This is a genomic window from Streptomyces sp. BI87 (genome assembly GCF_025957665.1).
Lineage (GTDB): Bacteria > Actinomycetota > Actinomycetes > Streptomycetales > Streptomycetaceae > Streptomyces > Streptomyces albidoflavus.
The window spans coordinates 6,449,708-6,474,625 of the sequence record NZ_CP110079.1; the positions used below are offsets into that span (position 1 = coordinate 6,449,708).

Here is a 24,918-nt window from a genome sequence, read left to right on the forward strand (position 1 = left end):
GGTCGGAAAGGCGGTGGGACGGTGCGGGGAGAGGGCGCGCGTCGGCCGCGCGGTCCGGTCGCCGTGGCCGTCGGGAAGCGGCGGAAGCCGTCGTGGTGTCATTTCGTCCTCACGACACTGGAAGGAATGCGTTCGCGGGCGGTTCGGGCCCGGCCGGGAGGCGTTACTCCCGGCCGGGACAAGCGGACTCAGCGGTCGTCGGTGAGCGGGGCCCGGCTGGGCACGCCGTCGAGGCGGCGCCACACGCCGAGGGGATTGGCGTCGCGCAGTTCCTCCGGCAACAGGGCGTCGGGAACGTCCTGGTAGGCGACGGGCCTCAGGAACCGCTCGATGGCGAGGGTTCCCACGGACGTGCTGCGCGGGTCGGTGGTGGCGGGGAAGGGGCCACCGTGCACCATCGCGTGGCCGACCTCGACGCCGGTGGGCCAGCCGTTGAAGAGCACGCGCCCGGCGAGCTCCTCCAGCAGGGGCAGCAGGCGCCCGGCGAGCGGCAGATCGGCGTCGTCGGCGTGCACGGTGGCCGTGAGCTGTCCTTCCAGCGCGTGCAGGGCGGCCGTCAGTTCGTCGAGGTCCGCGCACCGGACGATCAGCGACGTCGCGCCGAAGACCTCTGTCTGGAGGGCGGGATCCTCGGTGAAGCGCGCGCCGTCCACGGTCAGCAGGCGGGCCCGGCCGCAGGCCGCGCTGTCGCTCCGGCCACCACGACCGGTCTCCTCGACACCCTGCCGGCCCGCCAGGGCGTCGCCACCGGCAGCGTAGTGGCGGGCGATGCCGGGGGTGAGCATCGTGGCTCCGGGGTCCGCGGCGACGGACTCGGCGGCCGCCGTGGCGAAGGCGTCCAGGCCGGGCCCGTCCACAGCGAGGACGAGCCCCGGGTTGGTGCAGAACTGCCCGGCTCCCAGGGTGAGCGATCCGGCGAAGGCGGCCCCCAGTTCCGCGCCCCGGGCCTTGAGGGCGGCGGGCAGGAGCAGCACCGGGTTGATGCTGCTCATCTCCGCGTACACGGGGATCGGCACGGGCCGGGCGGCTGCCGCGGCCGCTATCGCCAGGCCCCCGGAGCGGGAACCGGTGAATCCGACGGCGCGTACCCGGGGGTCGCGGACCAGCCTGCTCCCCAGCTCCGTGCCGCTGCCGACGAGCTGGGAGAAGACTCCTGCGGGCATGCCGGTCTCGGCGGCGGCCCGGCTGACGACGCGTGCCACCAGCTCGGCCGTCCCCAGGTGGGCCTGGTGTGCCTTGACGATCACCGGGCACCCGGCGGCCAGTGCCGAGGCGGTGTCGCCCCCGGCGGTGGAGAAGGCCAGCGGGAAGTTGCTCGCGCCGAAGACCACGACGGGACCGACGGCCGTCCGGCGCTGCCGGATGTCGGCGCGGGGCAGCGGACGGCGGTCCGGCAGCGCCCGGTCGACACGGGCCCCCTGCCACACGCCGGCCCGCAACTCGGCGGCGAACAGGCGCAACTGTCCGCTGGTGCGCCCGGCCTCGCCGGTGAGCCGGGCGAGGGGCAGCGCGGTCTCCGCGTGGGCTCGTTCCACCAGCGCGTCCCGCTCCTCGTCGAGCAGGTCCGCGACGCGGTCGAGGAAGGCGGCGCGCTGTTCCGGGGCGGTCGTCCGGTAGGTGGTCGCGGCCTCTCGCGCCAGTCGGCAGGCGTGGTCGGCCTGCTCGGCGGACGCGGTCCGGTAACCGGGTTCGAGGGGCTCCCCGGTGCGGGGGTCGACGGACCGGATCTCGTCGCCCGCACCGATGACGGGGCGGGCCCCGATGACCATCGCGCCGGTGGGGGCGGCCGGGGGAAGAGTGGACACGGGTGGCTCCTTTCCTTGGCGGGGGACGCGTGTCAGACGACGGCGAGGCGCGAGGCCTCGATGACCTCGGCGAGCAGTTCGCGCTCGGTGTCGTCCAGGTCGGTCAGGGGCGGCCGTACCGGGCCGGCGGGGTGTCCGGTCAGATCCATGCCGGCCTTCACGATGCTGACCGCGTAGCCCGGCTTGCGGTCGCGGATCGCGGTGTAGGGGAGTACCACGCGGTCGAGCATCTCCTGCACCCTCGCCCGGTCCCGTGCCCGGACCGCGTCGTAGAAGGCCAGAGCGAAGTCGGGGAGGAAGTTGAAGATGGCGGAGCTGTAGGTCGTGGCACCCAGTTCCAGGTAGGGCAGCGCGAACGTCTCCGCGGTCGGCAGGCCGCCTATGTACACCAGGCGGTCTGCGAGCCGCGACCGGATCTGGGTGATCCGCTCCAGGTCACCGACCCCGTCCTTGAGACCGATCAGGTTGGGGCAGGCGTCGGCGAGCGCGGCCACCGTGTCGGCGGTGTAGACGGCGTTGGCGCGGCTGTAGAGGACCACGCCCAGCGAGGTCGCCTCGCAGACCGCCCGCACATGGGCGGTCAGGCCGTCGGCGGACGCCTCGGTCAGGTACGGCGGGAAGAGCAGGACACCGTCGGCGCCGACCGCCTCGGCGTCGCGCGCCATGGCGACCGCCTGGGCGGTGCCGTGCCCGGCCGGGGCGAGGATGGGCGTGCCGGAGGGGGCGCTCTCCACGGCGGCCCGCAGCACGGTGCCGACCTCCTGCGGGGTCAGGGAGAAGAACTCCCCGGTCCCGCCGGCCGCGAACAGGGCGGCGATGTCGTACTTGCTCATGCGGGCGATGTTGTCCCGGTAGGCGGTCTCGTCGAACGCCAGGTCGGGCGTGAAGTGGGTGACGGGAAACGACAGCAGCCCGGAGCCGAGGCGTTCGGCAAGCTCGGTCGGGGTGTGGGTGGGCATGAGCGTTTCCTTCCGCAGACGTGCAGAACAGCGATTTCGATGACCATAGGAACGAAACTGATGCACGTCCAACACTTCTTACGTATCGATCGATGCGCATAATGGATCGATGTTCACCTTGAGTCAGCTGGAAAGCTTCGTGGCCGTCGCCGAGACGCTGCACTACGGACGGGCGGCGGAGCGGCTGTCGATGACCCAGCCGCCGCTGTCCCGGCGCATCCAGCTCCTGGAGCGTGAGCTGGGTGTCGAGTTGTTCGACCGGGCCGGACGGTCCGTCCGGCTCACCGCGGCGGGACAGGCCTTCCTCGGCGATGCCCGGCGCATCCTCGGGTTGTCGGAGCAGGCGGCGCTGTCGGTGCGACGGACGCTGGAAGGCGAGGTCGGGACCGTGGCACTCGGCTTCACCGCCTCGGCGGCGCACTCCGTCCTCGACGGCATCGTGGGGGCCGTCCACGCCGAGCTGCCCGGCGTCGGACTGGTACTGAGGGAGCGGGTTTCCGGGGCGCAGCTGGAGGAGCTGCGCTCCGGAGAGCTGGACCTCGGGCTGGTCCGCCCGCCGGTACCCGGAACCGGGATCGCCCACCACCCGCTCCACCGCGAGGCCCTGCTGGTCGCGGTGCCCGCCGGCCACCCGCTCGCCGCACCGGACCGCACTCCTCACATCAGCGACCTCGACGGAGAACCGTTCGTCATGTACTCACCCGCCGAGGCCCGCTACTTCTACGAGGTGCTGGTCGGGGTCTTCCGCCGGGCGGAAGTCGTCCCGCGCTACGTGCACTACCTCAGCCAGGTGCACACGATCCTCGCGCTGGTCCGCGCGGAGCTGGGGCTCGCCCTGGTACCCCGGGCGGCGGAGGCGCTCAAGCTGGACGGCGTCGTGCTGCGCCCAGTGGTGGGGGTCGAGGGAGAGCCGGTCGAACTCGTCGCGGCCTGGCGGGCGGGCGACGACAACCCCGCCCTGCACGCGGTCCGCGACGTGGTGACCGGCCTCGCCGACCGGGGGGCGTTCTGAGAGGGCTTGCCGCCCCTCGGCGCGGGCGAGGTCTCCGACGCGGAGGCGCGGCAGGACCGGTCAGGTGCCCACGGGGCGTGTTCCCAGTACCGGCAGCAGCCGCAGCTTCTCGTCGTCCGCCGACCCCGGGGCGGCCGTGTACACCAGGAGCGTCTGGTTCTGTTCGGGGTCCAGCAGCACCTGGCACTGCAGGGTGAGCACGCCCAGTTCCGGATGGCGCAAGCGCTTGGGGTCGACGCGGGGGACGTCGATCTCGTGAGCGCTCCACAGCGAGGCGAACTCCTCGCTGCGGTCCAGGAGGAGGTCACGCAGTTCCTCGGCGCGACCGCCCGCTCCCTGCCGGGAGTAGGCGGCGCGCAGGCCCGAGGTGAAGTAGCGGCTGTGCAGCGGGTGGTCCTCCTGCGGATACAGCAGCCGGGCGGCGGGCTCGGTGAACCACCGGTAGGTGAGGCTGCGTTCGGGGCCGGTGAACTGTGTCTGGTCACCGAGGAGCGCCGCGGCCATGGGGGTCTGGGCGAGGGTCTCCGCCACGTCGCTGACGACCTGCGCGGGGGTGTCGTCCAGTCGTCCGAGGATGCGCATCAGGCCGGGCGTGATGTGGTCCGAGCGCAGATCGCCGGGGCGCGAGGGGGCGTTGTGCCCGGCGATGCGGAAGAGGTGGTCGCGTTCGGCGAGCGAAAGGCGCAGGCCCCGTGCGATGGCCGCGAGCATCGGTTCCGACGGCTGCGGCCCGCGCCGCTGCTCCAGCCGGCTGTAGTAGTCGGTGGACATGCCGCTCAGCGCCGCCGCCTCCTCCCGGCGCAGGCCCGCGGTCCGGCGCCGCGGCCCGCGGGGCATCCCCACGTCCTCCGGTTGCAGGGCCTCCCGGCGGGTGCGCAGGAAGTCGGCGAGTTGCGCTCGGTCCACGGCTCCGGTCTCCCTCTTGCCCCGTACGCGAGGTCGGGGCGTCGGTGATGTGCGAGTAGGGCTCAGAGCAGCATGCCGCCCGACGCCTCGATGCGCTGCCCGGTGATCCAGGAGGTGCCCTCGCCGAGCAGTGCGGCGGCCGCGGCGCCGATGTCCTCGGGCTCGCCGGGGCGGCCCATGGCGGTGACGCCGCTCAGTACGCCGCGCGTCTCCTGGTCGTCACGAACGCCACCGCCGCCGAAGTCGGTGCCGGTGGCACCCGGTGCGAGCGCGTTGACCGCGATGCCGCGCGGCCCCAGTTCCTTCGCGAGGTAGCGGGTGAGGACCTCCACGGCGCCCTTGGCCGCCGCGTACGCGGAGGTGGGCGCGGCGATGAAGCGGGTCAGGCCGGTGGAGACGTTGAGGATGTGTCCGCCGTTCCCGATCAGCGGCAGCAGCGCCTGCGTGAGGAAGAAGACACCCCTGACGTGGACATCCATCAGCCCGTCGAACTGCTCCTCGGTGGTCTTCTCGAACGCCGCCTGCACCCCGTGCCCGGCGTTGTTGACGAGGATGTCGAGGTGGTCGCGGCTCCACCGCCCGGCGAGTGCCGCCCGGACCTCCTCGGTGAAGGCGGGGAACGTGGCGGTGTCCGCGGTGTCCAGCCGCAGGGCGACCGCCGTGCGGCCCAGCTTCCGGGCCTCGGCCACCACGGTCTCGGCCTCCTCGGCGTGCGAACGGTAGGTGAGGATCAGATCCGTGCCGGCTTCGGCGAGGTGCAGGGCGGTGCTGCGGCCCAGGCCGCGGTTGGCACCGGTGATCAGGGCGATGCGCGTCATGGCGGGTTCCTTCCGGCAAGGTGCGGGCGGACCACCGGTCCGCCGTCTTCCCCACAACGGTGTCGCAGGCCGAGGGGCCGATGAAGGCAGCGGTGATCCAGGGATCGACGGTCCCCCTGTACGGCGTACCTGTCCGGAGGGCGGCCACGCCCGCGCGAGCACCCGTGACGCGTTCTCCAACTGCGACAGCTTCAACCCGCCGAGCCGGTACGCGCCGATCTCGTCCACCCGCGCCAGCGCGCGGGCGAAGCCGTCGTCACGGCGCCGGCGGTGCGCGACGGCGCGCCGTCGACCGGTCCCGCGCCCACGTACGCGCGGGTACGGGCCCTCGTCGACGGCCCGGCATCAGGTGCTGGTGAGCTTGTCGAGGTCGGGGGCGTAGACGGTCATCCAGTGCGGGTTCAGCCGGTAGTAGACGACCTCGCGGTCCCAGTCGAAGGCGTCGTCGTCGTAGAAGTCCTTCAGGTAGGCGAGGAGTTCCTGCCAGTCGGCCGTGGTCGGGGCGTTCCCGGGGTTCAGCTCCTCCACCGTGCCGTGGGTGAACACGCCGAGGTCCTCGCCGCGCAGGTGCGCGACGCTGGCGGCCGGGCGGGCCGCGAGATGACGGGCCTTGGCGGCGTTGCGCGCCGTGCCGAAGTGCCACCGGCCGTGCAGGAAGTGCCCGTCGGCGCCGCTGATCCGCGGTTCGCCCTTCGCGGTCACCGTCGAGAGGGCCAGCGTGCACATGCCGGTGAGGACCCCGGTGAGCTGCGGGGCCGTGATGGTGCGGCCCTCGACGATCGAGCGGAGGTGTGCGGTCGAGCCGGAGAGGGAGGAGTCGAGGAGGGACTGGAGCTGGTCGAGTTCTTCTGGGGTTTCGCGCATGCGTCCATCGTCGGCCGTATACCCGACACCCTCTGTCGTCATTGATGAAGCAGCGGTGAGGTTGCTCCGCGCGGGTTGCGTCCGGTGCTGCGCGGAGGACAACAGGTGAGGGGCGAACACCGGGACGTGTTCATGTGTGCGCGGTTGACTGATGAGCGGTGATGCGGTTGGCCCTGCTGTCAGGCCGCACGCGGGGCCTCGCCCTGGTGCAGCCGGCGGACGGTCTGGAGGCCGCTGTGCGGAAGAGGCGGTACCCGCATGCCGGGCTCGTCGGCGAGGTGGTCGGGGCCGTAGTGGTCGACGAAGGTTCAGGCGCCGATCACCCGGTGGCCCACGCCCGGCGGCAGCAGTTCGCGCACCCGCTCGCCGAGGACGCCGTCCCGGCCGCCGGCGAGCGGGCACGGCCTCGCGTTCCAGGTTGCTCATGGCGCCAACCTCACCGCGGGCCGTGCCCTCTGTCCGGGCTCAGGCCCGGCGGCGTGCCTCGGCGCCGGTCAGGGCGGCCGGGCGGTTCCGGCCGGTGGCCCAGGTGCCCAGGGAGATCTCGGCGGTGATGCCCGGCCCGAAGCCGGCGAGCATGCCCCGGGCGCCCTCGGTGGCCTTGCCCGAGGCGAAGTAGCGGTCGAGGGCGTCCAGGACGACGCAGCTGGCGATGTTGCCCCGTTCGGTGAGGGTCGCCCTGCTCTGCGCGAACATCTCGGACGGCAGTTCCAGGTGGGTGCAGAGGTCGTCGAGGATGCGGGGGCCGCCCGCGTGGATGATGTAGAAGTCCAGCTCGCCGACGTTCCACGAGTGCTGCGCGGAGAGTGCGGTCAGGGCGGGCGCCAGCATCGACATGGTGCCGGGCACCCGCTTGTCGAGCTGGAAGTGGAAACCCGTCTCCCGCACCGCGTAGGAGATCCACTCTTCGGTGTCGGGGACCAGGTGGGAGCCGTTGCGCTCCAGGCTGAGGCCGGTGCCGCCCTCGCCGCGCACCACGACGGCGGCCACCGCGTCGCCGAACAGCCCGTTGGAGAGGAGCGAGCCGACACCCAGGTCGGTGGGCTGGTAGAGCAGGGAGCAGAACTCGCAGGCCACGATCAGGACGTTGCTGCCCGGATAGGCTCTGGTGAAGTCGTGCGCCCGGTTGACGGCCGCGCCGCCCGCCGCGCAGCCCAGCTGGGCGATGGGGAGCTGGCGGGTGTCGGAGCGGAAGCCCAGCGAGTTGATCATCCAGGCGGTCATCGAGGGCATCATGAAGCCGGTGCACGAGACGTAGACGATCAGGTCGATGTCCTGCGCGGTCAGCTCGGCCTCGGCGAGCGCCTGGTGGACGACCTGCGGGACACGGGCCTTGGCCTCACGCTCGTAGACCTTGTTGCGGGCCTCGAAGCCCGGGTGGGCGAGGGTCTCGCCGATGGGCTGGACCAGGTGCCGGGTGGCGACACCGGTGTTGCGGATCAGCCGCAGCACCAGGCCGAGCTGGTCGTGGCCCGCGTGGGTGCTGCGGGCCAGGTCGAGGGTCTCCTCCATGGTGATGACGTGCGGCGGGACGGCAACGGCGGGACGGCAGAGAACGGCCATGGGATTCTCGTCATCTCTTCAGGGCGCGCGAACGCGTCTTGGGGGGCGCGAAGGCGCGGGGCCGCGCGAGCGCGAGGGGGAAGGGCGTCACCAGGTGACGGGCAGGGCGAGCGGGTAGCGCCAGATGGAGGTGGCGTTCCACTCGACCTCGCCGGGCTCCACGGCGAGCGCCAGGTCGGGGAAGCGCCGCAGCAGTGTGGAGAGGGCGATCTCCAGCTCCATCACCGCCAGCGGCGAGCCGAGGCAGTGGTGCGAGCCCCAGCCGAAGGTCATGTGCGGGACGGAGGGCCGGTCGAGGTCGATCTCGTCGGGCCGCTCGAACTTCTCGCCGTCACGGTTGGCGGTCAGGTACGAGACGTGCACGGTGTCCCCGGCACGGATCAGGGCGCCGCCCAGCTCCACGTCCTCGGTGGCGATCCGCGGGATGCCCACGCCCTTGCGGAACGGAATGTGGCGCAGCAGCTCCTCCAGGACGCGCGGCAGCGAGTCCGGCTCGCCGCGCAGCCGCTCGCGGACGTCGTCGCGGGTCAGCAGCAGGTAGGAGATGTTGCCGAGCTGGTAGGTGGTGGTGTCCTGGCCGGTGATGAGCAGCACCATCGCCATCACCGTCAGCTCGTCCTCGCCGAGCATCTCGCCGCCCTCACGGGCGGTGGCCAGGGTGCTGATCATGTCGGCGCCGGGGGAGCGGCGCCGCTCGGCGGTGAGCCGCGCGAAGTACTCCCGCAGCTCGCCCTTGGCGCGGACCGCGGCCTCCTTCCCGGCCGGCTTCATGTTCATCATGGTCATCGCGTGCGCCCGCAGCCAGTGCCGGTCGGCCTCCGGGATGTCCAGCACCTCGCAGATCGTCACCAGCGGCAGCGGCAGCGCCAGGTGGGCGAAGAGGTCGGTGGGCGAACCGCTCTCCGCCATGGCGTCCAGCAGCCCGTCCACCACCGACTGGGTGCGGCCGCGCATCCGCTCCAGGTGGCGCGGGGCGAACGACTGCCGCACCAGCCGCCGCAGCCTGCTGCTCTCCGGCGGGTCCATCAGGTTGATGGCCCCCGTCTGGACGATCGGCTCCGGGGTCATCCGGGGGAAGTCCTTGCCGGTGACGGCGTTGCGGCTGAACCTGCGGTCGGTGGTGACGGTACGTACGTCCTCGTACCGCGTCACCAGCCAGGCGTCACCCTCGCCGTACGGCATCCGGACCCGGGCCACCCGTTGCTCGCTCCGCAACATCGCCAGCAGCGCCGGGTCGAAGTCGAGCCCGTCGGCGAAGTCGAACGGGCAGGTCGGCACCTCAGCGGGTTCGGGTGCGGCGGGTACGGCTTCTGTGCTCACGGCGGCGGGCCCTTCTGTCGGTCCTGGATGTGCTCACGCGGATCAGGCGTGTCCTTCACGACGCCCCACCGGGGACGGGAGGGGTATGCCACGCCGCGCCCATGGCGATACCTGAGGTCCCACGGACAGCCGAACAACGCCATCCGGTCACGCCCTGGTGTACCCCTGCCGCGCCGGGAAAACCGGAGGTCGGGCCCCTCTCCCTCCCCCGGGCGAGCGCACCCCGGCACATCGCGCGCCGCCCGGTGCGCCCCCGGCGGGCGCGGGCTCCCGGCGTTCTCGCACACACGCCCGGCGGGGTACGAGGCACCCGCCCGGGCCAACCCGGGGCGCCACCCGCCGGCGGCGGCGGTCCAATGGACCGATGAGCCCGCCCGCGCCGGACGACTGCCTGGCCCGCAACACCTGGATCTGCGGCGAGTACCTGAGCACCCGCCGGCACATCCTCCTCGACGCGGTGCTCGAACATCTCCAGCTCACCGCCGTGCCCGTCGCCCTCGCGCTGGCCCTCGCCGTGCCGCTGGCCGTCCTCTCCCGCCGCTGGAGCTGGGCGGCAGGCCCGGTCCTCGCCGTGACGACGATCCTCTACACGATCCCCTCGCTGGCGATGTTCTCGCTGCTCCTCCCGGTCTACGGCCTCTCCGCCTCGCTGGTCGTCGCCGGGCTCGTCCTCTACTCGCTGACGCTGCTGGTCCGCAACATCCTCGCCGGGCTGCGCGCCGTGCCCGAGGAGACCCGGCAGGCGGCGCGCGGCATGGGGTACGGGCCGGTGCGGCTGCTGCTCACCGTCGAGCTGCCGCTGGCGCTCCCCGCCGCCATGGCGGGACTGCGGATCGCCACCGTCTCCGCCGTCTCCCTGGTCACGATCGGCGCCATCGTCGGCTTCGGCGGCCTCGGCAACCTCATCTACGCCGGGATGAACACCTACTTCAAGGCGCAGGTCCTCACCGCCTCCGTGCTCTGCGTGGTCATCGCCGTCGCCGCCGACCTGCTCCTCCTCGGCGTGCAGCGGCTCCTCACCCCCTGGACCAGGGCGGCCGGCTCGTGAACACCCTCACCGAAGCCTGGCGCTGGCTCACCGACACCGCCCACTGGTCGGGCGACGGCGGCATTGCCCAGCGGCTCACCGAACACCTCGTCCTCACCGTGGTCTGCCTCGCCGTCAGCTGCCTGATCGCGCTGCCCGTCGCCCTGGTCCTCGGTCACCTCGGCAAGGGCGGCGCCCTCGCCGTCAACCTCGCCAACATCGGCCGCGCCGTCCCCACCTTCGCCGTCCTCGTGCTGCTTCTGCTCACTCCGGTCGGCCGCTGGAGCGAGGGCCCCACCGTCGTCGCCCTCGTCCTCTTCGCCGTCCCGCCGCTGCTCACCAACGCCTACGTCGGGATGCGCGGCGTCGACCGCGACACCGTCCGCGCCGCCAAGGGCATGGGGATGACCGGACGCCAGGTGCTGACCGGCGTGGAACTGCCCCTTGCCCTGCCCATGGTCATGACCGGCGTCCGGATCGCCGCCACCCAGCTCGTCGCCACCGCCACCATCGCCGCGCTCGCCGGAGGCGGCGGCCTCGGCCGGATCATCACCGCCGGGTTCAACCTCGCCAGCACCCCGCAGGTGGTCGCCGGAGCGGTCCTCGTCGCCGCCCTCGCCCTCGCCGTGGAAGGCGTCTTCGTCCTCGCCGAACGGCTCTCCCCGCTGCGCGCCCGGGGGATCACCTGATGCGCGCCCGCGCCCTCCTCGCCGTGCTGCTGCTGACCCTCCTGGCCGCCTGCGCCACCGGGCCCAGCCTGGAGGACCAGGGCGAGGTCACCGCCCCGCCCGGCGACAGCTCCCGCCTGACCGTCGGCTCCGCCGGCTTCACCGAGTCCGACCTCCTCGCCCAGATGTACGCGCTGCTGCTGCGCCGCGCCGGCTACGAGACCGAGCTCATCACCGTCGCCAACCGGGAGCTGTACGAACCGGCGCTGGAGAGCGGCCGCGTCGACGTCGTCCCCGAGTACGCCGCCACCTTCGCCGACTGGCTCAACGCCAAGGAGAACGGGCCCGACGCCGAACCCGTCGGCTCGCCCGACCTGGCCACCACCATGAAGGCGCTGCGCCGCCTCGCCGCCCCGCGCGGCCTCACCGTCCTCGCCCCCGGCAAGGCCGTCGACCAGAACGCCTTCGCCGTCACGCGTGCGTTCGCCGCCGAGCACTCGCTGCGCACCCTCAGCGACCTCGGGGCCTCCGGCGTCCCGGTCCGCCTCGCGGCGGGCGACGAGTGCGTCTCCCGGCCGTACTGCCAACCGGGGCTGGAGAAGACGTACGGCATCGACGTCACCGCCGTCGACCCCAAGGGCGTCGGCACCACCCAGGCCAAGCGGGCGGTGCAGAGCGGGCAGGACCAGATGGTGCTCACCACCACGACCGACGCCACCCTCGACGCCTTCGGCCTGGTCCTGCTGGAGGACGACAAGAAGCTCCAGAACGCCGACGCCGTCGTCCCCGTCGTCAATCGCGCCCGCGCCGGGAGCCGGCGGGTCGCCCGCGCCCTGGACGCCCTCGCCCCGGTCCTCACCACCGCCGACCTCGCCGGCCTCAACCGGCAGGTCGACAGCTGGCGGCGGCTGCCCGAGGACGTGGCCCGCGCCTACCTGGAGGAGAAGGGGCTGCTCGGCTCCTGAACCTCAGGCGTCCGTCACCGAGTCGAAGTCCACCTCGCCGCGCGGCACGCCCTTCGCGTCCGACTCCACCGAGCGGCGCAGCGCCTCGTGCAGCTTGGCCGGGGTCAGCACGCCGAGGAACCGGTCCCCGTCCAGCACCGCCACCCACCCCGCGTCGTACTGGAGCATCACCCCGAACGCCTGCTTCAGCGGCACCCCCACCGGCACCCACGCCCCCATCCGCCGGGCCAGCTCCCGCACCGGCCGTCCCTCGCGCGCCGAGGCCAGCTCGTCCAGCCCCACCCAGCCGTGCAGGTTCCCCTCCGGGTCCAGCACCACCGCCCACCGGGCCTCGTGCTCGCGCAGCCGGGCCGCCGCGCGCCGTGCGTCCTCGTCGGTCCGCGCCACCGGGGGCTCCTCCACGTCGCCCGGCTCGATCGCGGTGACCGAGAGCCGTTTCAGCCCTCGGTCGGCGCCGACGAACTCCGCGACGTAGCCGTCCGCCGGGTGGCCGAGCACCGCCGCCGGGGTGTCGTACTGTTCGATGCGCCCCCGGCCGTAGACGGCGATGCGGTCGCCGAGGCGGACCGCCTCCTCGATGTCGTGGGTGACCAGCAGCACCGTGGTGCCCAGCGAGCGCTGGATGGCGGTGAACTCGTTCTGCAGCCGCTCGCGCACCACCGGGTCGACCGCGCCGAACGGCTCGTCCATCAGCAGCACCGGCGGGTCCGCGGCCAGCGCCCGCGCCACCCCGACCCGCTGCCGCTGACCGCCCGAGAGCTGCGCCGGATAACGGCCGGCGAACTCGGCCGGGTCCAGCCCCACCAGCTCCAGCAGCTCCTTCGCGCGGGCCCGTGCCCTGCCCCGCTTCCACCCCGCCAGCGTCGGCACCGTCGCCGTGTTGTCCAGCACCGTGCGGTGCGGGAAGAGGCCGACCTGCTGGATGACGTAGCCGATACGGCGGCGCAGCTGGACCGGGTCGACGGCCATGACGTCCTCCCCGTCGACCAGGACGCGGCCCGAGGTCGGCTCGGTGAGGCGGTTGACCATCATCATCGTGGTCGTCTTGCCGCACCCCGACGGGCCCACCAGCGTCACCAGTTCACCCCGGCGCACCTCGAAGGAGAGCCCGTCGACCGCCACGGTGCCGTCCGGGTAGCGCTTGGAGACGTCCTCGAAGCGGATCATGCGTTCACGCTAGCCGCGCCCCACCGCCCCCGCCGCCCGGTGGCACCCGTCCGGCCGCGCCCGGCGGCCCTGTGCTGAACTGGGCCCGGGGCACCACCCGCACCACCGCACCACCCGCAGGGGAGAGACCGTGACCGACACCCGCACCGCCACCTACCGCCAGCCCGGAGTCGTCCTCACCGACCACCGCTTCAGCGTGCCCCTGGACCACGACGAGCCCGACGGCGAGCGGATCGAGCTGTACGGCCGCGAGGTGGTCGCCGCCGAACGCGAGGGCATGCCGCTGCCCTGGCTCCTCTACCTCCAGGGCGGCCCGGGCTTCGGCGCCCACCGCCTCGTCGGCCGCCCGCACTGGCTCGGCCGCGCCCTCACCGAGTACCGGGTCCTCCTCCTCGACCAGCGCGGCACCGGCGCCTCCACCCCGGCCAACCGCCAGACCCTCCCGCTGCGCGGCGGCCCCGAGGAGCAGGCCGACTACCTCGCCCGCTTCCGCGCCGACTCCATCGTCCGTGACTGCGAGGCGATCCGCCCCGGCCTCACCGGCGGCGCCCCCTGGACCGTCCTCGGCCAGAGCTTCGGCGGCTTCTGCACCACCACCTACCTCTCCACCGCCCCCGAAGGCGTCGCCACCGCCCTGTTCACCGGCGGCCTCCCCTCCCTCGACGCCCACGCCGACGACGTCTACCGCGCCGCCTATCCCCGCGTCACCCGCAAGAACGAGGCGCACTACGCCCGCTACCCGCAGGACGTGGAGCGCGCCCGCCGCATCGCCGCCCACCTGCTGGAGCAGCCGGTGGAACTCCCCGGCGGCTACCTGCTGACCGCCGAGGCCTTCCAGTCGCTCGGCATCCTGCTCGGCTCCGGCGACGGCAGCCACCAGCTCCACTTCCTCCTGGAGGACGCCTTCGTCCGCGTCCCCGGCGGCCACGCCCTCTCCGACGCCTTCCAGGAACAGGTCCGCGCCCACCTCTCCTACGCCGCCAACCCCCTCTACGCCCTCCTCCACGAGGCCATCTACGCCCAGGACCAGCGGCCCACCGCCTGGTCGGCCGAGCGGGTGCGCGGCGAGTTCCCCCGCTTCGACGCGGCCCGCGCCCTCGCCGGGGACGAGCCGGTCCTCTTCACCGGCGAGACCATCCACCCCTGGCAGTTCACCGCCGACCCCGCCCTGCGCCCGCTGCGCGAGACCGCCGGCCTCCTCGCCGCCCGCACCGACTGGACCCCGCTCTACGACCCGGAGCGGCTCGCCGCCAACGAGGTGCCCGCCGCGGCCGCCGTCTACCACGACGACATGTACGTCGACACCGCCGACTCGCTGCGCACCGCCGCCGCCATCCGCGGCCTGCGCCCCTGGGTCACCAACGAGTTCGAGCACGACGGCGTCCGCGCCGGCGGCCCCCGCGTCCTGGACCGCCTCCTCGCCCTCGCCCGCGACCGGGCCTGAGTCCGGGCGCCGACGGGGCGCGCCGGGAGGAAGCTCTCGTACTGGACGTACTGGGGCTTTCGCCCGGTGTGTCGAGAGTGCGTGCCGGGCGCCGTGGGCGCCGTGCGGGATTCGTCAGATGCCCCCTAGGCTGGCCCCATGGCCGAACAGCTCGCCCCGATGCCCGAGGACTGGCAGCGCGCCCTCGCGGTCGTCGCCCACCCCGACGACCTGGAGTACGGCTGCGCGGCCGCCGTCGCCCACTGGACCGACGGCGGCCGCGAGGTCGCCTACGTCCTGGCGACGCGTGGCGAGGCCGGGATCGACAGCCTCGAACCCGCCATCAGCGGCCCGCTGCGCGAGGCCGAGCAGCGCGCCTCGGCCGAGGTGGTGGGGGTGGGCTCCGTGGAGTTCCTCGACCACCGCGACGGCGTGATCGAGTACGGGCCCGCGCTGCGCCGCGACATCGCCGCCGCGATCCGCCGCCACCGCCCCGAACTGGTCATCACCCTCAACCACCGCGACACCTGGGGCGGCACCTACCGCAACACCCCCGACCACGTCGCCGTCGGCCGCGCCGCGCTGGACGCCGCCGCCGACGCGGGCAACCGGTGGATCTTCCCCGAACTGGGCGCCGAGGGCCTGGTCCCGTGGGACGGGGTCCGCTGGGTCGGCGTCTTCGGCAGCGACCGGCCCACCCACGCCGTGGACGCGGAACCCGGCCTCGAACGTGGCATCCGGTCCCTGCTCGCCCACCGCACCTACGTCGAGGCACTCACCGAGGAGGACCCCGAGCAGTACTGCCGCAACCTCCTCACCGAGGGCGTCCGGCAGGCCGCCGACCGCTTCGGCGGCAGGCCCGCCGTCACCTTCGAACTCTTCCCCTGCTGAGCCCCGGGCGGCCCGTGCCCGCTTGCCGTACCGGCACGCCCCCTTGCCGATGCGGCACCATGGCTCCATGAGCCCCCGCGCACACCGCCCCGCCCTGCCCGAGCCCGCCCCGCCCCCGGCCGACACCGACACCGTCCTCGCCGGCGTCGGCCCGCGCCTGCGCGCCTTGCGCAAGGAACGCGGCGCCACCCTCGCCGGGCTCTCCGCCGCCACCGGCATCTCCGTCAGCACCCTCTCCCGCCTGGAGTCCGGCAACCGCCGCCCCAGCCTGGAGCTGCTGCTGCCCATCGCCGCCGCCCACGACGTCCCCCTCGACCGCCTGGTCGGCGCGCCCCCGGCGGGTGACCCGAGGGTCCGCCTGGAACCCATCGAACAGGGCAACCGCACCGTCATCCCGCTCAGCCGCCGCCCCGGCGGCCTCCAGGCGTTCAAGTGGGTGCTGCGCCCGGGGGAGGCGTGCGACCCCGTCGAGGAACAGCGCACCCACGAGGGGTACGAGTGGCTGTACGTGCTCTCCGGCCGGCTCCGGCTGCTCCTCGGCGAGCACGACTTCGAGCTGGGGGAGGGCGAGGCCGCCGAGTTCGACACCCGTCTGCCGCACTGGTTCGGCGCCATCGGCGACCACCCGGCCGAGGTGCTCAGCCTCTTCGGCCCGCAGGGGGAGCGCATGCACGTACGGGCGCGGCCCAAGTCCGCGCGATGAGGGGCACCCGCCGGTGATCGGTGGGCGAGAACGGTTCCCCTGGGCCAAGCGACCGCTTAGTATGCGGCGGGAGTCCGGTGTGCGCCGACCGCGCCGCCCGCCCGGGGCGCGAGGCTCGTGCCGGACCCAGAAGCCCGCGACACGTACCGCAGTGGAGGCCCGCAATGCAGGCATGGCAAGTGCACCGGAACGGTGAGCCCCGCGAGGTGATGGCCCTGGCCGACACCGCCCGCCCCGAGCCGGGCCCCGGGCAGGTCCGCCTCAAGGTCCGGGCCGCCGACGTCAACTTCCCCGACGCCCTGCTCTGCCGGGGCCAGTACCAGGTCCGCCCGCCGCTCCCGTTCACCCCGGGCGTGGAGATCTGCGGCGAGACCGAGGACGGGCGCCGGGTGCTCGCCACCACCGCCCTGCCGCACGGCGGCTTCGCCGAGTACGCCCTCGCCGACGAGGCCCGGCTGCTGCCCGCCCCCGACGCCCTCGACGACGCCGAGGTGGCCGCCCTGCACATCGGCTACCAGACCGGCTGGTTCGGCCTGCACCGCCGGGCGCACCTCCAGGCAGGGGAGACGCTCCTGGTGCACGCCGCCGCGGGCGGTGTCGGCAGCGCCGCCGTCCAGCTCGGCAAGGCCGCGGGCGCCCGTGTCATCGGTGTGGTCGGCGGCCCCGACAAGGTGCGCGTCGCGGAGGAACTCGGCTGCGACCTGGTCATCGACCGCCGCGAGACCGACCTCGTCGCCGCCGTCAAGGAGGCCACCGGCGGCAAGGGCGCCGACGTCGTCTACGACCCGGTGGGCGGCGACGCCTACACCAAGTCCGCCAAGTGCGTCGCCTTCGAGGGGCGGATCATCGTCGTCGGCTTCGCCAGCGGCACCATCCCCGCCCCCGCCCTCAACCACGCCCTGGTGAAGAACTACTCGATCCTCGGCCTCCACTGGGGCCTGTACGCGGTCAAGGACCCCGCCTCCATCGGCGCCTGCCACGCCGCCCTCACCGAACTCGCCGCCAAGGGCGCCGTCAAGCCCCTGGTCAGCGACCGCGTCCCGCTGGCCGGGGCCGCCGACGCCGTCCAGCGCGTCGCCGGCGGCACCACCACCGGACGCCTCGTCGTCCTCCCGGAAGGAGCGGCCGCATGACCGACGCCGACGACCTCCGCGCCCGTACCCGCGCCCTGCTCGCCGAGCACCCGCCGGCCACCACCTCCCGGGCCGACTTCCTCGCCGCCCGCTTCGACGCGGGACTGGCCTGGGTCCACTACCCGGAGGGGCTCGGCGGCCTCGGCGCAGCCCGCAGCCTCCAGTCGGTGGTCGACGCCGAACTGGCCGCCGCCGGCGCCCCGGACAACGACCCCCGGCGGATCGGCATCGGCCTGGGCATGGCCGCGCCGACCATCCTGGCCTACGGCACCGAGGAGCAGAAGCGGCGCTTCCTGCGGCCGCTCTGGCTCGGCGAGGAGGTCTGGTGCCAGCTCTTCAGCGAACCGGGCGCCGGCTCCGACCTCGCCGCGCTCTCCACCCGCGCGGTCCTCGGTGACGACGGCGTGTGGACCGTGACCGGCCAGAAGGTGTGGACCTCCAGCGCCCACCTCGCCCGCTGGGCCATCCTCATCGCCCGCACCGACCCCGCGCAGCCCAAGCACCGGGGCATCACCTACTTCCTCTGCGACATGACCGACCCCGGCGTCGAGGTGCGGCCGCTGCGCCAGATCACCGGCGAGGCCGAGTTCAACGAGGTCTTCCTGACCGGCGTCCGCATCCCCGACTCCCACCGCCTCGGCGAGGTGGGCGAGGGCTGGCAGGTCGCCCGCACCACGCTGATGAACGAGCGCGTCTCCATCGGCGGCAGCACCGGCGGACGCGAGAGCGGTATGATCGCGCCGCTCGCCCGCACCTGGCGCGAGCGCCCGGAACGGCGCACCCACGCCCTGCACCAGCGGCTGATCACGCTCTGGGTGGAGGCCGAGGTGGCCCGCCTCACCGGCGAACGCCTGCGCCAGCAGCTCGCCGTGGGCCAGCCGGGCCCCGAGGGCAGCGGCCTCAAGCTCTCCTTCGCCCGCCTCAACCAGCAGATCAGCGGCCTGGAGGTGGAACTCCTCGGCGAAGAGGGCCTGTTGTACGACGACTGGACGATGCGCCGCCCCGAACTGGTCAACTTCACCGGTCGCGGCCCCGGCTACCGCTACCTGCGTTCCAAGGGCAACAGCATCGAGGGCGGGACCAGTGAGGTGCTGCTGAACATCGTCGCCGAACGCGTCCTCGGGCTGCCCACCGAACCGCGTACCGACAAGGACGTCGCCTGGAAGGACCTCGCCCGATGAGCGCCACCCCCTCCCTGCTCGCCACCGAGACCGAGGACGACCTGCGGGCCGCCGTCCGCTCCCTGCTCACCACCCACTCGGCCGCCGACCGGGTGCTGGCCCGCGCCGAGAGCGGAGCCCCGTACGACCGCGAGCTGTGGAAGACCCTCACCGGCTCCATGGGCCTGGCCGGGCTGCTCGTCCCCGAGGCCGACGGCGGCCAGGGCGCGGGCCACCGGGAAGCCGCCGTCGTGGTGGAGGAGGTGGGCCGCGCGGTGGCACCCGTGCCCTACCTGACCGGTGCCGTCGTCACCCCGGCCACGCTGCTCGCCCTCCCGGAGCGCACCGCCGAGGTCTCCGCCCTGCTCACGGAGGTGGCCGCCGGGACGACCGTCGCCGTCCTCGCCGTCCCGCTCACCACCGCCCCGGGCGACCCGATGCCCGAGATCACCACCGACGGCGGCGCCCTCCACGGCACCGTCCGCTCGGTCGCCGACGCCGCCGGGGCCGATGTGCTGCTGGTCGCCGCCGACTCGGGCCTGTACGCCGTCCCGGTTGGCGCGCCGGGTGTCGCGGTCACCCCGCTCACCGCCCTCGACCTGACCCGCCCCCTCGCCGCCGTACAGCTGGACGGCGCCCGGGGCACCCTGCTCGCCCCGGCCGCCGACGCCGCCCCCGCCGTACGGGCCGGGCTGCTCTCCGGCGCCGGACTGCTGGCGAGCGAGCAGCTGGGCCTCGCCGAATGGTGCCTGACCGAGACCGTCCGGCATCTGAAGGACCGCCACCAGTTCAACCGGCCGCTCGGTTCGTTCCAGGCGCTCAAGCACCGCCTCGCCCAGCTCTGGCTGGACGTCGCGGGCATCCGCCCCGCCGCGACCGCCGCCGCCGACCTCCTCGCCACCGGCGAGGGCGGCCCCGCCGAGGCCCAACTCGCCGTCGCCGTCGCCCAGGTGTACGCCTCGCCGGTCGCCGTCCGCGCCGCCGAGGAGGCGTTGCAGCTCCACGGCGGGATCGGCATGACCTGGGAACACCCGGTCCACCTCTACCTCAAGCGCGCCAAGGGCGACTCCGTCGCCTTCGGCGGCGCCGGGCGCCACGGCGAGGAGGTCGCCCGCCTCGCGGAGCTGCCCGCCCCCTGACCCGGCCCACCCGCCCTGCCTCCCGGCGTACCGCCCGGCCCACCGAAAACCCCAGGTGGGCCGGGCGTTTCGGTCCTCGTGCCACTCATGCATAATTGCGCATCGGACGCAATAACCGAGGATCTTCAAAAGGGTCCACGACCTGGGGTGGAATGCGCATGACGAGCAGGACCGACCGCCGACCCGTACGTCTGGCCGGAACCCTCGCGGCGACCGCGGCCCTCACCGTCGCCGCCACCTCCTGCTCCGCCCCCGGCGGCGGCACCGACGCCAAGGGCTCCGCCACCGACACCGCCGTCGTCGGCATCGCCTACGAACCGGACAGCCTCAGCCCCCTCCTCGGCTACGGCAAGGACGGCAACTCCAAGATCTTCGACGGGCTCCTCACCCACGACGAGAAGCTCGACCTCAAGCCCGCCCTCGCCACCGCCCTCCCCGAGATCTCCGAGGACGGCCGCACCTACACCTTCCAGCTCCGCGAGGGTGTCACCTTCACCGACGGCAAGCCCTTCACCGCCCGCGACGTGGTCTTCACCTACGAGACGATCCTCGACCCGAAGACCAACAACGCCAGCCGCACCGAACTCGACGCCGTCAAGAGCGTCGAGGCCAAGGGCGACCACACCGTCGTCTTCCACCTCAAGTACCCCTACGCGCCCTTCGCCGAGCGCACCGTCCTGCCCATCGCCCCCGCCCACATAGCCGGCGAACAGGACGTCAACACCGGCGACTTCACCACCGAGCCGATCGGCACCGGCCCCTACGAACTGGTCAGCTGGTCCAAGGGCGAGAAGCTCACCTTCAAGGCCAACCCCGACTACTGGGGCGGCGCGCCGAAGATCAAGAACTTCACCATGGCCATCATCAAGGACGACGACGTGCGCGCCACCCGGCTGCGCTCCGGCGACCTCGACGGCGCCATCCTCCCGCCCAACCTCGCCAAGGCGTTCAAGGACGAGACCACCGCCACCTACGCCGCCAAGAGCTTCGACTACCGCGTCGTCACCCTGCCCACCGGCAACAAGGTCACCGGCGACACCGACATCCGCCGCGCCCTCGACCTCGCCGTCGACCGGAAGGCGATGGTCGACTCCATCCTCGACGGCGCCGGCAAGCCCGCCTACGGGCCCGTCCCCACCGACAGCCCCTGGTTCACCGGGGGCACCGAACGCGCCCACGACCTGAAGGCCGCCGCCGAACTCCTCGACGAGGCCGGCTGGAAGAAGGGCAAGGACGGCGTCCGCGCCAAGAACGGTGTCCGCGCCGCCTTCCCGCTCTGGTACCTCTCCGGCGACAAGCTCCGCCAGGACCACGCCCTCGCCTACGCCTCCGACGCCAAGAAGCTCGGCGTCGAGGTCAAGGTCCAGGCCGGCACCTGGGAGGTCATCCAGCCCCGGATGCCCGAGGACGCCGTCCTCGCCGGCGGCGGCTCCCCGGCCGACCCCGACTTCGACCAGTACACCCTGCTGAAGTCCTCCCTCGCCGGGGACGGCTTCAACAACATGGCGCACTACGACAACCCGGCCGTCGACAAGGCCCTGGAGAAGGGCCGCCGCAGCGGGCAGCACGCCGAGCGCCAGGCCGCCTACGACACCGTCCAGCGCGAACTGGTGAAGAACCCCGGCTACACCTTCCTCACCCACATCGACCACGTCTACGTCGTGGACAAGCGCTTCGGCACCCTCACCACCCAGGTCGAACCCCACGACCACGGCCTCGCCTCCGGCCCCTGGTGGAACGTCGAGGACTGGAAGCCCGCCAAGTGAACAAGGCCCGGCCCGGCCTGCCCTGGATACCCATGGCGCGCATGACGGGGCGGCGGCTGCTCTTCGCCGTCCCCGTCCTGCTGGCCGTCACCTTCGCCGTCTTCGCCGTCGCCGACGCCTCCCCGTTCGATCCCGTCAAGGCGTACGCCGGGACCGCCGGCCTCACCGCCTCGCAGGAGAACCTCGACCAGCTCCGCGCCAACCTCGGCGTCGACCAGCCGCTCGCCGTCCGCTGGTGGGAGTGGATCACCGGCGCGCTCACCGGCGACCTCGGCCACTCCGCCGTGATGCGCCAGCCCGTCGCCGACGTCATCGCCGAACGCATCGGCTGGTCGGTCCTGCTGGCCGCCCTCGCCTTCGTCACCGCGGTGCTCGTCGGCACCACCCTCGGCGTCCTCGCCGCGCGCCGCCGGGGCTCCCTCGTCGACCGGGCCGTCACCTCCCTCGCGTACACCCTGGAGGCTGCGCCCACCTTCTGGCTCGGCCTGCTCGCCGTCTGGCTCTTCGCCCTCCAGCTCGGCTGGCTCCCGGCCGGCGGCCTCACCGACACCGGCAGCACCACCGTCACCGCCGGACAGCTCACCACCCACGTGATCCTCCCCGCCGCCGTCCTCGCCGCCTCCCAGCTCCCGTGGTTCGCCCTCTACGTCCGCCAGGGCGTCGGCGACGCCCTCGACGAGGACCCGGTACGCGGTGCCCGCGCCCGGGGCCTGGCCGAACGCACCGTGCTCCTCGGCCACGCCCTGCGCTCCGGACTGCTCCCCGTCCTCACCCTCATCGGCTCGCGCGTCCCCGAACTCATCACCGGCGCCCTGCTGGTGGAGACCGTCTTCAGCTGGCCGGGCATCGCCGCCGCCACCGTGCAGGCCGCCACCGCCGTCGACTTCCCGCTGCTCGCCGCCACCACCGTCCTCGCCACCGCCGCCGTCCTGCTCGGCAACCTCGTCGCCGACCTGCTGTACGGCCTCGCCGACCCGAGAGTGGGCTTCGATGGCTGACCTCGCCCTGCCCACCGCCCCCGGCCGCGTCGCCCGCACCGCCCGCACCTGGAAACTGCGGATCAGCGCCACCCTCGTCGCGGGCTTCGTCCTCGCCGTCCTCCTCGTCCCACCCATCGTCGGACTCGACGAACAGGCCGTCGACCTCGGCGCGAAACTCCTCCCGCCCTCCCTCGACCACCCCTTCGGCACCGACGACGTCGGCCGCGACCTGCTCCTGCGCTGCGTCTACGGCCTGCGAGTCTCCCTCCTCGTCGGCGTCGTCGCCGCCCTCGTCGCCACCGTCCTCGGCACCGCCGTCGGCGCGGCCGCCGGAGCCCTCGGCGGCTGGACCGACCGGCTCGTCATGCGCTGCGTCGACGCCTTCTCCTCCGTCCCCCACCTCCTCCTCGGCATCTTCATCGTCGCCCTCTTCCGCCCCGGCGTGTGGCCCGTCGTCGTCTCCGTCGGCCTCACCCACTGGGTCTCCACCGCCCGCATCGTCCGCGCCGAGATCCTCTCCCTGCGCGCCCGCCCCTACATCGACGCCGCCGTCTCCGGCGGCGCCTCCCGCCTCCGGCTCGCCCGCCGCCACCTGATCCCCGGCGTCCTCCCGCAGGCCGGACTCGCCGCCGTCCTGATGATCCCGCACGCCATCTGGCACGAATCGGCCCTCTCCTTCCTGGGCCTGGGCCTGCCCACCCATCAGGCCAGCCTCGGCACCCTCGTGCAGAGCGCCCGCGGCACCCTGCTGGCCGGCGACTGGTGGCCCACCCTCTTCCCGGGCCTGTTCATCATCGTGCCGACCCTCGCCATCGCCGGGCTCGCCGGAGCCTGGCGCGAACGGCTCAACCCCCGGCGCCGATCGGAGCTGATGCTGTGACCGTCCTGTCCGTACGCGGCCTCACCGTGCGGTTCCGGATGCGCGAGAGCGCCCCCGTCCGTGCCGTCACCGACGTCTCCTTCGACCTCGCCGCGGGGGAGTGCCTCGCCCTCGTCGGGGAGAGCGGCTGCGGCAAGTCCGTCCTCGCCTCCGCCCTCCTCGGCCTGCTCCCCGGCAACGCCGAGACCACCGGGTCCGCCCTGCTCGCCGGGGCCGGCGACGACCCCGCCACCGACCTGATCGCCGCCGACGAGGCCACCCTCGCCCGCACCGTACGCGGCCGCCGCGTCGGCCTCGTCCCGCAGAGCCCCGCCGCCCACCTCACCCCGGTGCGCACCGTCCGCGCCCACCTCACCGAGACCGTCCGCCGCCTCACCGGCACCCGCGGCCGCGACGCCCTGCGCACCGCCACCGAGGCCGCTGCCGCCCGCGTCTCCTTCCCCGCGGGCCACCTCGACCGGCACCCCCACGAACTCTCCGGCGGTCTCGCCCAGCGCGCCGCCACCGCGCTGGCCCTCGTCGGCGACGCCCCGCTGCTCCTCGCCGACGAACCCACCACCGGCCTCGACCGCGACCTGGTCGAGCGCACCGTCGACGAACTCCGCCGCCACACCGGCTCCACCCGCGCCCTGCTGATGATCACCCACGACCTGGCGGCCGCCGCCCGCATCGCCGACCGGGTCGCCGTCATGTACGCCGGACGCCTCGTCGAGATCGCCGACGCGGCTGCCTTCTTCGGCACCCCCGGCCCCCGCCACCCCTACGCGCGCGGCCTCCTCGACGCCCTCCCCGAACGCGCCTTCCGCCCCGTCCCCGGCCGGCCGCCCGAACTCGCCGCACTGCCCGAAGGATGCGCCTTCGCCGCCCGCTGCGCCCACGCCGACACCGCCTGCTCGGCGCAGCCGCCCCTCACCGGCGGACTCGCCTGCCACCACCCCCACACGGCCCCCGCCGACCTCGTCCACCCGCCCCAGGCCGCGGAGGCCCCCCGTGCTTGAACTCCTCTCCCTCACCGCCGGATACGACCGCCGCGCCCCCGTCGTCCGCGACGTCACCCTCACCCTCGCCCCCGGCGAGGCCGTCGGCCTCCTCGGCCCCAGCGGCTGCGGCAAGTCCACCCTCGCCCGCGTCGCCGCCCTGCTCCACCGGCCCGACTCCGGCCGCGTCGTCATCGACGGCGCACCCGCCCGGGGTTACCGCCACCGCGCCCCACGCGCCCAGCGCACCGCCTTCGGCGTCGTCTTCCAGCAGCCCCGCCAGTCCGCCGACCCCCGCCTGCGCCTCGTCGACCTCATCGCCGAACCCCTGCGCGCCACCGGCCGCCCGGAGGGCGCCGCCGACAAGGCAGCCGAGACGGCCGACAGGGTGGGCCTCGGAGGCGACCTGCTCGGTCGCCGCCCCCACGAGGTCAGCGACGGCCAGCTCCAACGCGCCTGCCTCGCCCGCGCGTTGATCCTCCGCCCGCGCTACCTCGTCTGCGACGAGATGACCGCGATGCTCGACGCCTCCACCACCGCCGCGCTGGTCGGCGTCGTCGAGGAGTACCGCCGTGAGACCGGCGCCGCGCTGCTCGCCGTCGGACACGACCGGGTGCTGCTCGACCGCTGGTGCGACCGCACCGTCGACTGGTCCGAACTCGGCTCCCACCGGACCGACTTGACCGCCGCCGAGCCCCCGGCCCAACGGTCACCCTCGGTGCGCTGACCCGTCACGGATCGTCAGTCACCCGGACGGCGGCCATGCCGTTCACCCGCCCGCCGCTCACCGCG

At 73.8% G+C, this 24,918-nt stretch carries 23 protein-coding genes and 1 pseudogene; 15 read left to right on the forward strand and 9 right to left on the reverse strand.

What is annotated here, in order from left to right:
• Window positions 1-188 precede the first annotated feature (188 nt).
• Both OIM89_RS28960 and kdgD read right to left on the reverse strand, forming a co-directional pair.
• The gene (locus OIM89_RS28960) at window positions 189-1,805 is read right to left on the reverse strand and encodes an aldehyde dehydrogenase (NADP(+)) (RefSeq protein WP_226964918.1); all 1,617 of its coding nucleotides are present in this window, start codon (window positions 1,803-1,805) and stop codon (window positions 189-191) included.
• 32 nt (window positions 1,806-1,837) lie between these two features.
• Window positions 1,838-2,764, reverse strand: coding sequence for a 5-dehydro-4-deoxyglucarate dehydratase (gene kdgD, locus OIM89_RS28965; RefSeq protein WP_030698975.1), 927 nt, complete (start codon window positions 2,762-2,764; stop codon window positions 1,838-1,840).
• Window positions 2,765-2,873: 109 nt separating this feature from the next.
• Between kdgD and OIM89_RS28970 the strand changes: the two genes are divergently transcribed.
• Entirely contained in the window at window positions 2,874-3,776 is a 903-nt protein-coding gene (locus tag OIM89_RS28970) for a LysR family transcriptional regulator (RefSeq protein WP_030698976.1), read from the forward strand.
• A 60-nt stretch (window positions 3,777-3,836) separates the two neighbouring features.
• On the opposite strand, the gene OIM89_RS28975 is transcribed toward OIM89_RS28970, so the two are convergent.
• The 6 genes and pseudogenes from OIM89_RS28975 to OIM89_RS29000 form a co-directional block, all read right to left on the reverse strand.
• On the reverse strand, window positions 3,837-4,682 hold the full coding sequence (locus OIM89_RS28975; protein ID WP_226964917.1) for a helix-turn-helix transcriptional regulator: 846 nt from the start codon (window positions 4,680-4,682) through the stop codon (window positions 3,837-3,839).
• 62 nt (window positions 4,683-4,744) lie between these two features.
• Window positions 4,745-5,500, reverse strand: coding sequence for an SDR family NAD(P)-dependent oxidoreductase (locus OIM89_RS28980; RefSeq protein ID WP_175457381.1), 756 nt, complete (start codon window positions 5,498-5,500; stop codon window positions 4,745-4,747).
• A 345-nt stretch (window positions 5,501-5,845) separates the two neighbouring features.
• On the reverse strand, window positions 5,846-6,364 hold the full coding sequence (locus OIM89_RS28985; protein WP_175457380.1) for a pyridoxamine 5'-phosphate oxidase family protein: 519 nt from the start codon (window positions 6,362-6,364) through the stop codon (window positions 5,846-5,848).
• A gap of 197 nt (window positions 6,365-6,561) precedes the next feature.
• A pseudogene (locus OIM89_RS28990) lies at window positions 6,562-6,790 on the reverse strand (pirin family protein); the annotation flags it as partial.
• 39 nt (window positions 6,791-6,829) lie between these two features.
• Window positions 6,830-7,927 carry a type III polyketide synthase gene (locus OIM89_RS28995; protein ID WP_030698980.1) on the reverse strand — a complete coding sequence of 366 codons (1,098 nt, stop codon included), beginning with the start codon at window positions 7,925-7,927 and terminating at the stop codon, window positions 6,830-6,832.
• 87 nt (window positions 7,928-8,014) lie between these two features.
• Window positions 8,015-9,247, reverse strand: coding sequence for a cytochrome P450 (locus OIM89_RS29000; protein ID WP_030698981.1), 1,233 nt, complete (start codon window positions 9,245-9,247; stop codon window positions 8,015-8,017).
• A 364-nt stretch (window positions 9,248-9,611) separates the two neighbouring features.
• Between OIM89_RS29000 and OIM89_RS29005 the strand changes: the two genes are divergently transcribed.
• From OIM89_RS29005 to OIM89_RS29015, 3 genes are read left to right on the forward strand one after another with little or no spacing between them, the layout of a single operon-like run.
• The gene (locus tag OIM89_RS29005) at window positions 9,612-10,295 is read left to right on the forward strand and encodes an ABC transporter permease (RefSeq protein ID WP_030698982.1); all 684 of its coding nucleotides are present in this window, start codon (window positions 9,612-9,614) and stop codon (window positions 10,293-10,295) included.
• A complete protein-coding gene (locus OIM89_RS29010; protein ID WP_030698983.1) occupies window positions 10,292-10,963 on the forward strand; it encodes an ABC transporter permease in 672 nt (223 codons plus the stop codon). Before OIM89_RS29005 ends, OIM89_RS29010 begins: the two co-directional genes overlap by 4 nt.
• The gene (locus OIM89_RS29015) at window positions 10,963-11,907 is read left to right on the forward strand and encodes an ABC transporter substrate-binding protein (RefSeq protein WP_151170282.1); all 945 of its coding nucleotides are present in this window, start codon (window positions 10,963-10,965) and stop codon (window positions 11,905-11,907) included. Before OIM89_RS29010 ends, OIM89_RS29015 begins: the two co-directional genes overlap by 1 nt.
• A 3-nt stretch (window positions 11,908-11,910) precedes the next feature.
• On the opposite strand, the gene OIM89_RS29020 is transcribed toward OIM89_RS29015, so the two are convergent.
• Window positions 11,911-13,074 carry a betaine/proline/choline family ABC transporter ATP-binding protein gene (locus tag OIM89_RS29020; protein ID WP_030698985.1) on the reverse strand — a complete coding sequence of 388 codons (1,164 nt, stop codon included), beginning with the start codon at window positions 13,072-13,074 and terminating at the stop codon, window positions 11,911-11,913.
• Window positions 13,075-13,204: 130 nt separating this feature from the next.
• Here OIM89_RS29020 and OIM89_RS29025 point away from each other — a divergent pair, with 130 nt between their 5' ends.
• The 11 genes from OIM89_RS29025 to OIM89_RS29075 all read left to right on the forward strand — a co-directional run bounded on the left by OIM89_RS29025 (window position 13,205) and on the right by OIM89_RS29075 (window position 24,853).
• Window positions 13,205-14,518 (forward strand): alpha/beta fold hydrolase, encoded by a 1,314-nt coding sequence (locus tag OIM89_RS29025; protein WP_175457379.1) that lies wholly within the window; start codon window positions 13,205-13,207, stop codon window positions 14,516-14,518.
• 138 nt (window positions 14,519-14,656) lie between these two features.
• A complete protein-coding gene (locus tag OIM89_RS29030) occupies window positions 14,657-15,388 on the forward strand; it encodes a PIG-L deacetylase family protein (protein WP_030698987.1) in 732 nt (243 codons plus the stop codon).
• A gap of 67 nt (window positions 15,389-15,455) precedes the next feature.
• On the forward strand, window positions 15,456-16,091 hold the full coding sequence (locus OIM89_RS29035) for a helix-turn-helix domain-containing protein (protein WP_037665549.1): 636 nt from the start codon (window positions 15,456-15,458) through the stop codon (window positions 16,089-16,091).
• 164 nt (window positions 16,092-16,255) lie between these two features.
• The gene (locus OIM89_RS29040; protein WP_264491738.1) at window positions 16,256-17,224 is read left to right on the forward strand and encodes an NADPH:quinone oxidoreductase family protein; all 969 of its coding nucleotides are present in this window, start codon (window positions 16,256-16,258) and stop codon (window positions 17,222-17,224) included.
• Window positions 17,221-18,405, forward strand: a complete 1,185-nt coding sequence (locus tag OIM89_RS29045; RefSeq protein WP_030698990.1) for an acyl-CoA dehydrogenase family protein — start codon at window positions 17,221-17,223, stop codon at window positions 18,403-18,405. The genes OIM89_RS29040 and OIM89_RS29045 overlap by 4 nt, the downstream gene beginning before the upstream one ends.
• Window positions 18,402-19,523: an acyl-CoA dehydrogenase family protein gene (locus tag OIM89_RS29050; RefSeq protein WP_226964915.1), complete on the forward strand. Its 1,122-nt coding sequence runs from the start codon at window positions 18,402-18,404 to the stop codon at window positions 19,521-19,523. The genes OIM89_RS29045 and OIM89_RS29050 overlap by 4 nt, the downstream gene beginning before the upstream one ends.
• A gap of 158 nt (window positions 19,524-19,681) precedes the next feature.
• Window positions 19,682-21,289, forward strand: coding sequence for an ABC transporter substrate-binding protein (locus OIM89_RS29055; RefSeq protein ID WP_175457376.1), 1,608 nt, complete (start codon window positions 19,682-19,684; stop codon window positions 21,287-21,289).
• Between the two features lie 32 nt (window positions 21,290-21,321).
• Window positions 21,322-22,287: an ABC transporter permease gene (locus OIM89_RS29060; protein ID WP_030698993.1), complete on the forward strand. Its 966-nt coding sequence runs from the start codon at window positions 21,322-21,324 to the stop codon at window positions 22,285-22,287.
• On the forward strand, window positions 22,280-23,149 hold the full coding sequence (locus tag OIM89_RS29065; protein ID WP_030698994.1) for an ABC transporter permease: 870 nt from the start codon (window positions 22,280-22,282) through the stop codon (window positions 23,147-23,149). Before OIM89_RS29060 ends, OIM89_RS29065 begins: the two co-directional genes overlap by 8 nt.
• Complete coding sequence (locus tag OIM89_RS29070; RefSeq protein WP_226964914.1) at window positions 23,146-24,147, forward strand: ABC transporter ATP-binding protein; 1,002 nt, start codon at window positions 23,146-23,148, stop codon at window positions 24,145-24,147. The genes OIM89_RS29065 and OIM89_RS29070 overlap by 4 nt, the downstream gene beginning before the upstream one ends.
• A complete protein-coding gene (locus tag OIM89_RS29075; protein WP_151170286.1) occupies window positions 24,140-24,853 on the forward strand; it encodes an ABC transporter ATP-binding protein in 714 nt (237 codons plus the stop codon). Before OIM89_RS29070 ends, OIM89_RS29075 begins: the two co-directional genes overlap by 8 nt.
• Window positions 24,854-24,918 lie beyond the last annotated feature (65 nt).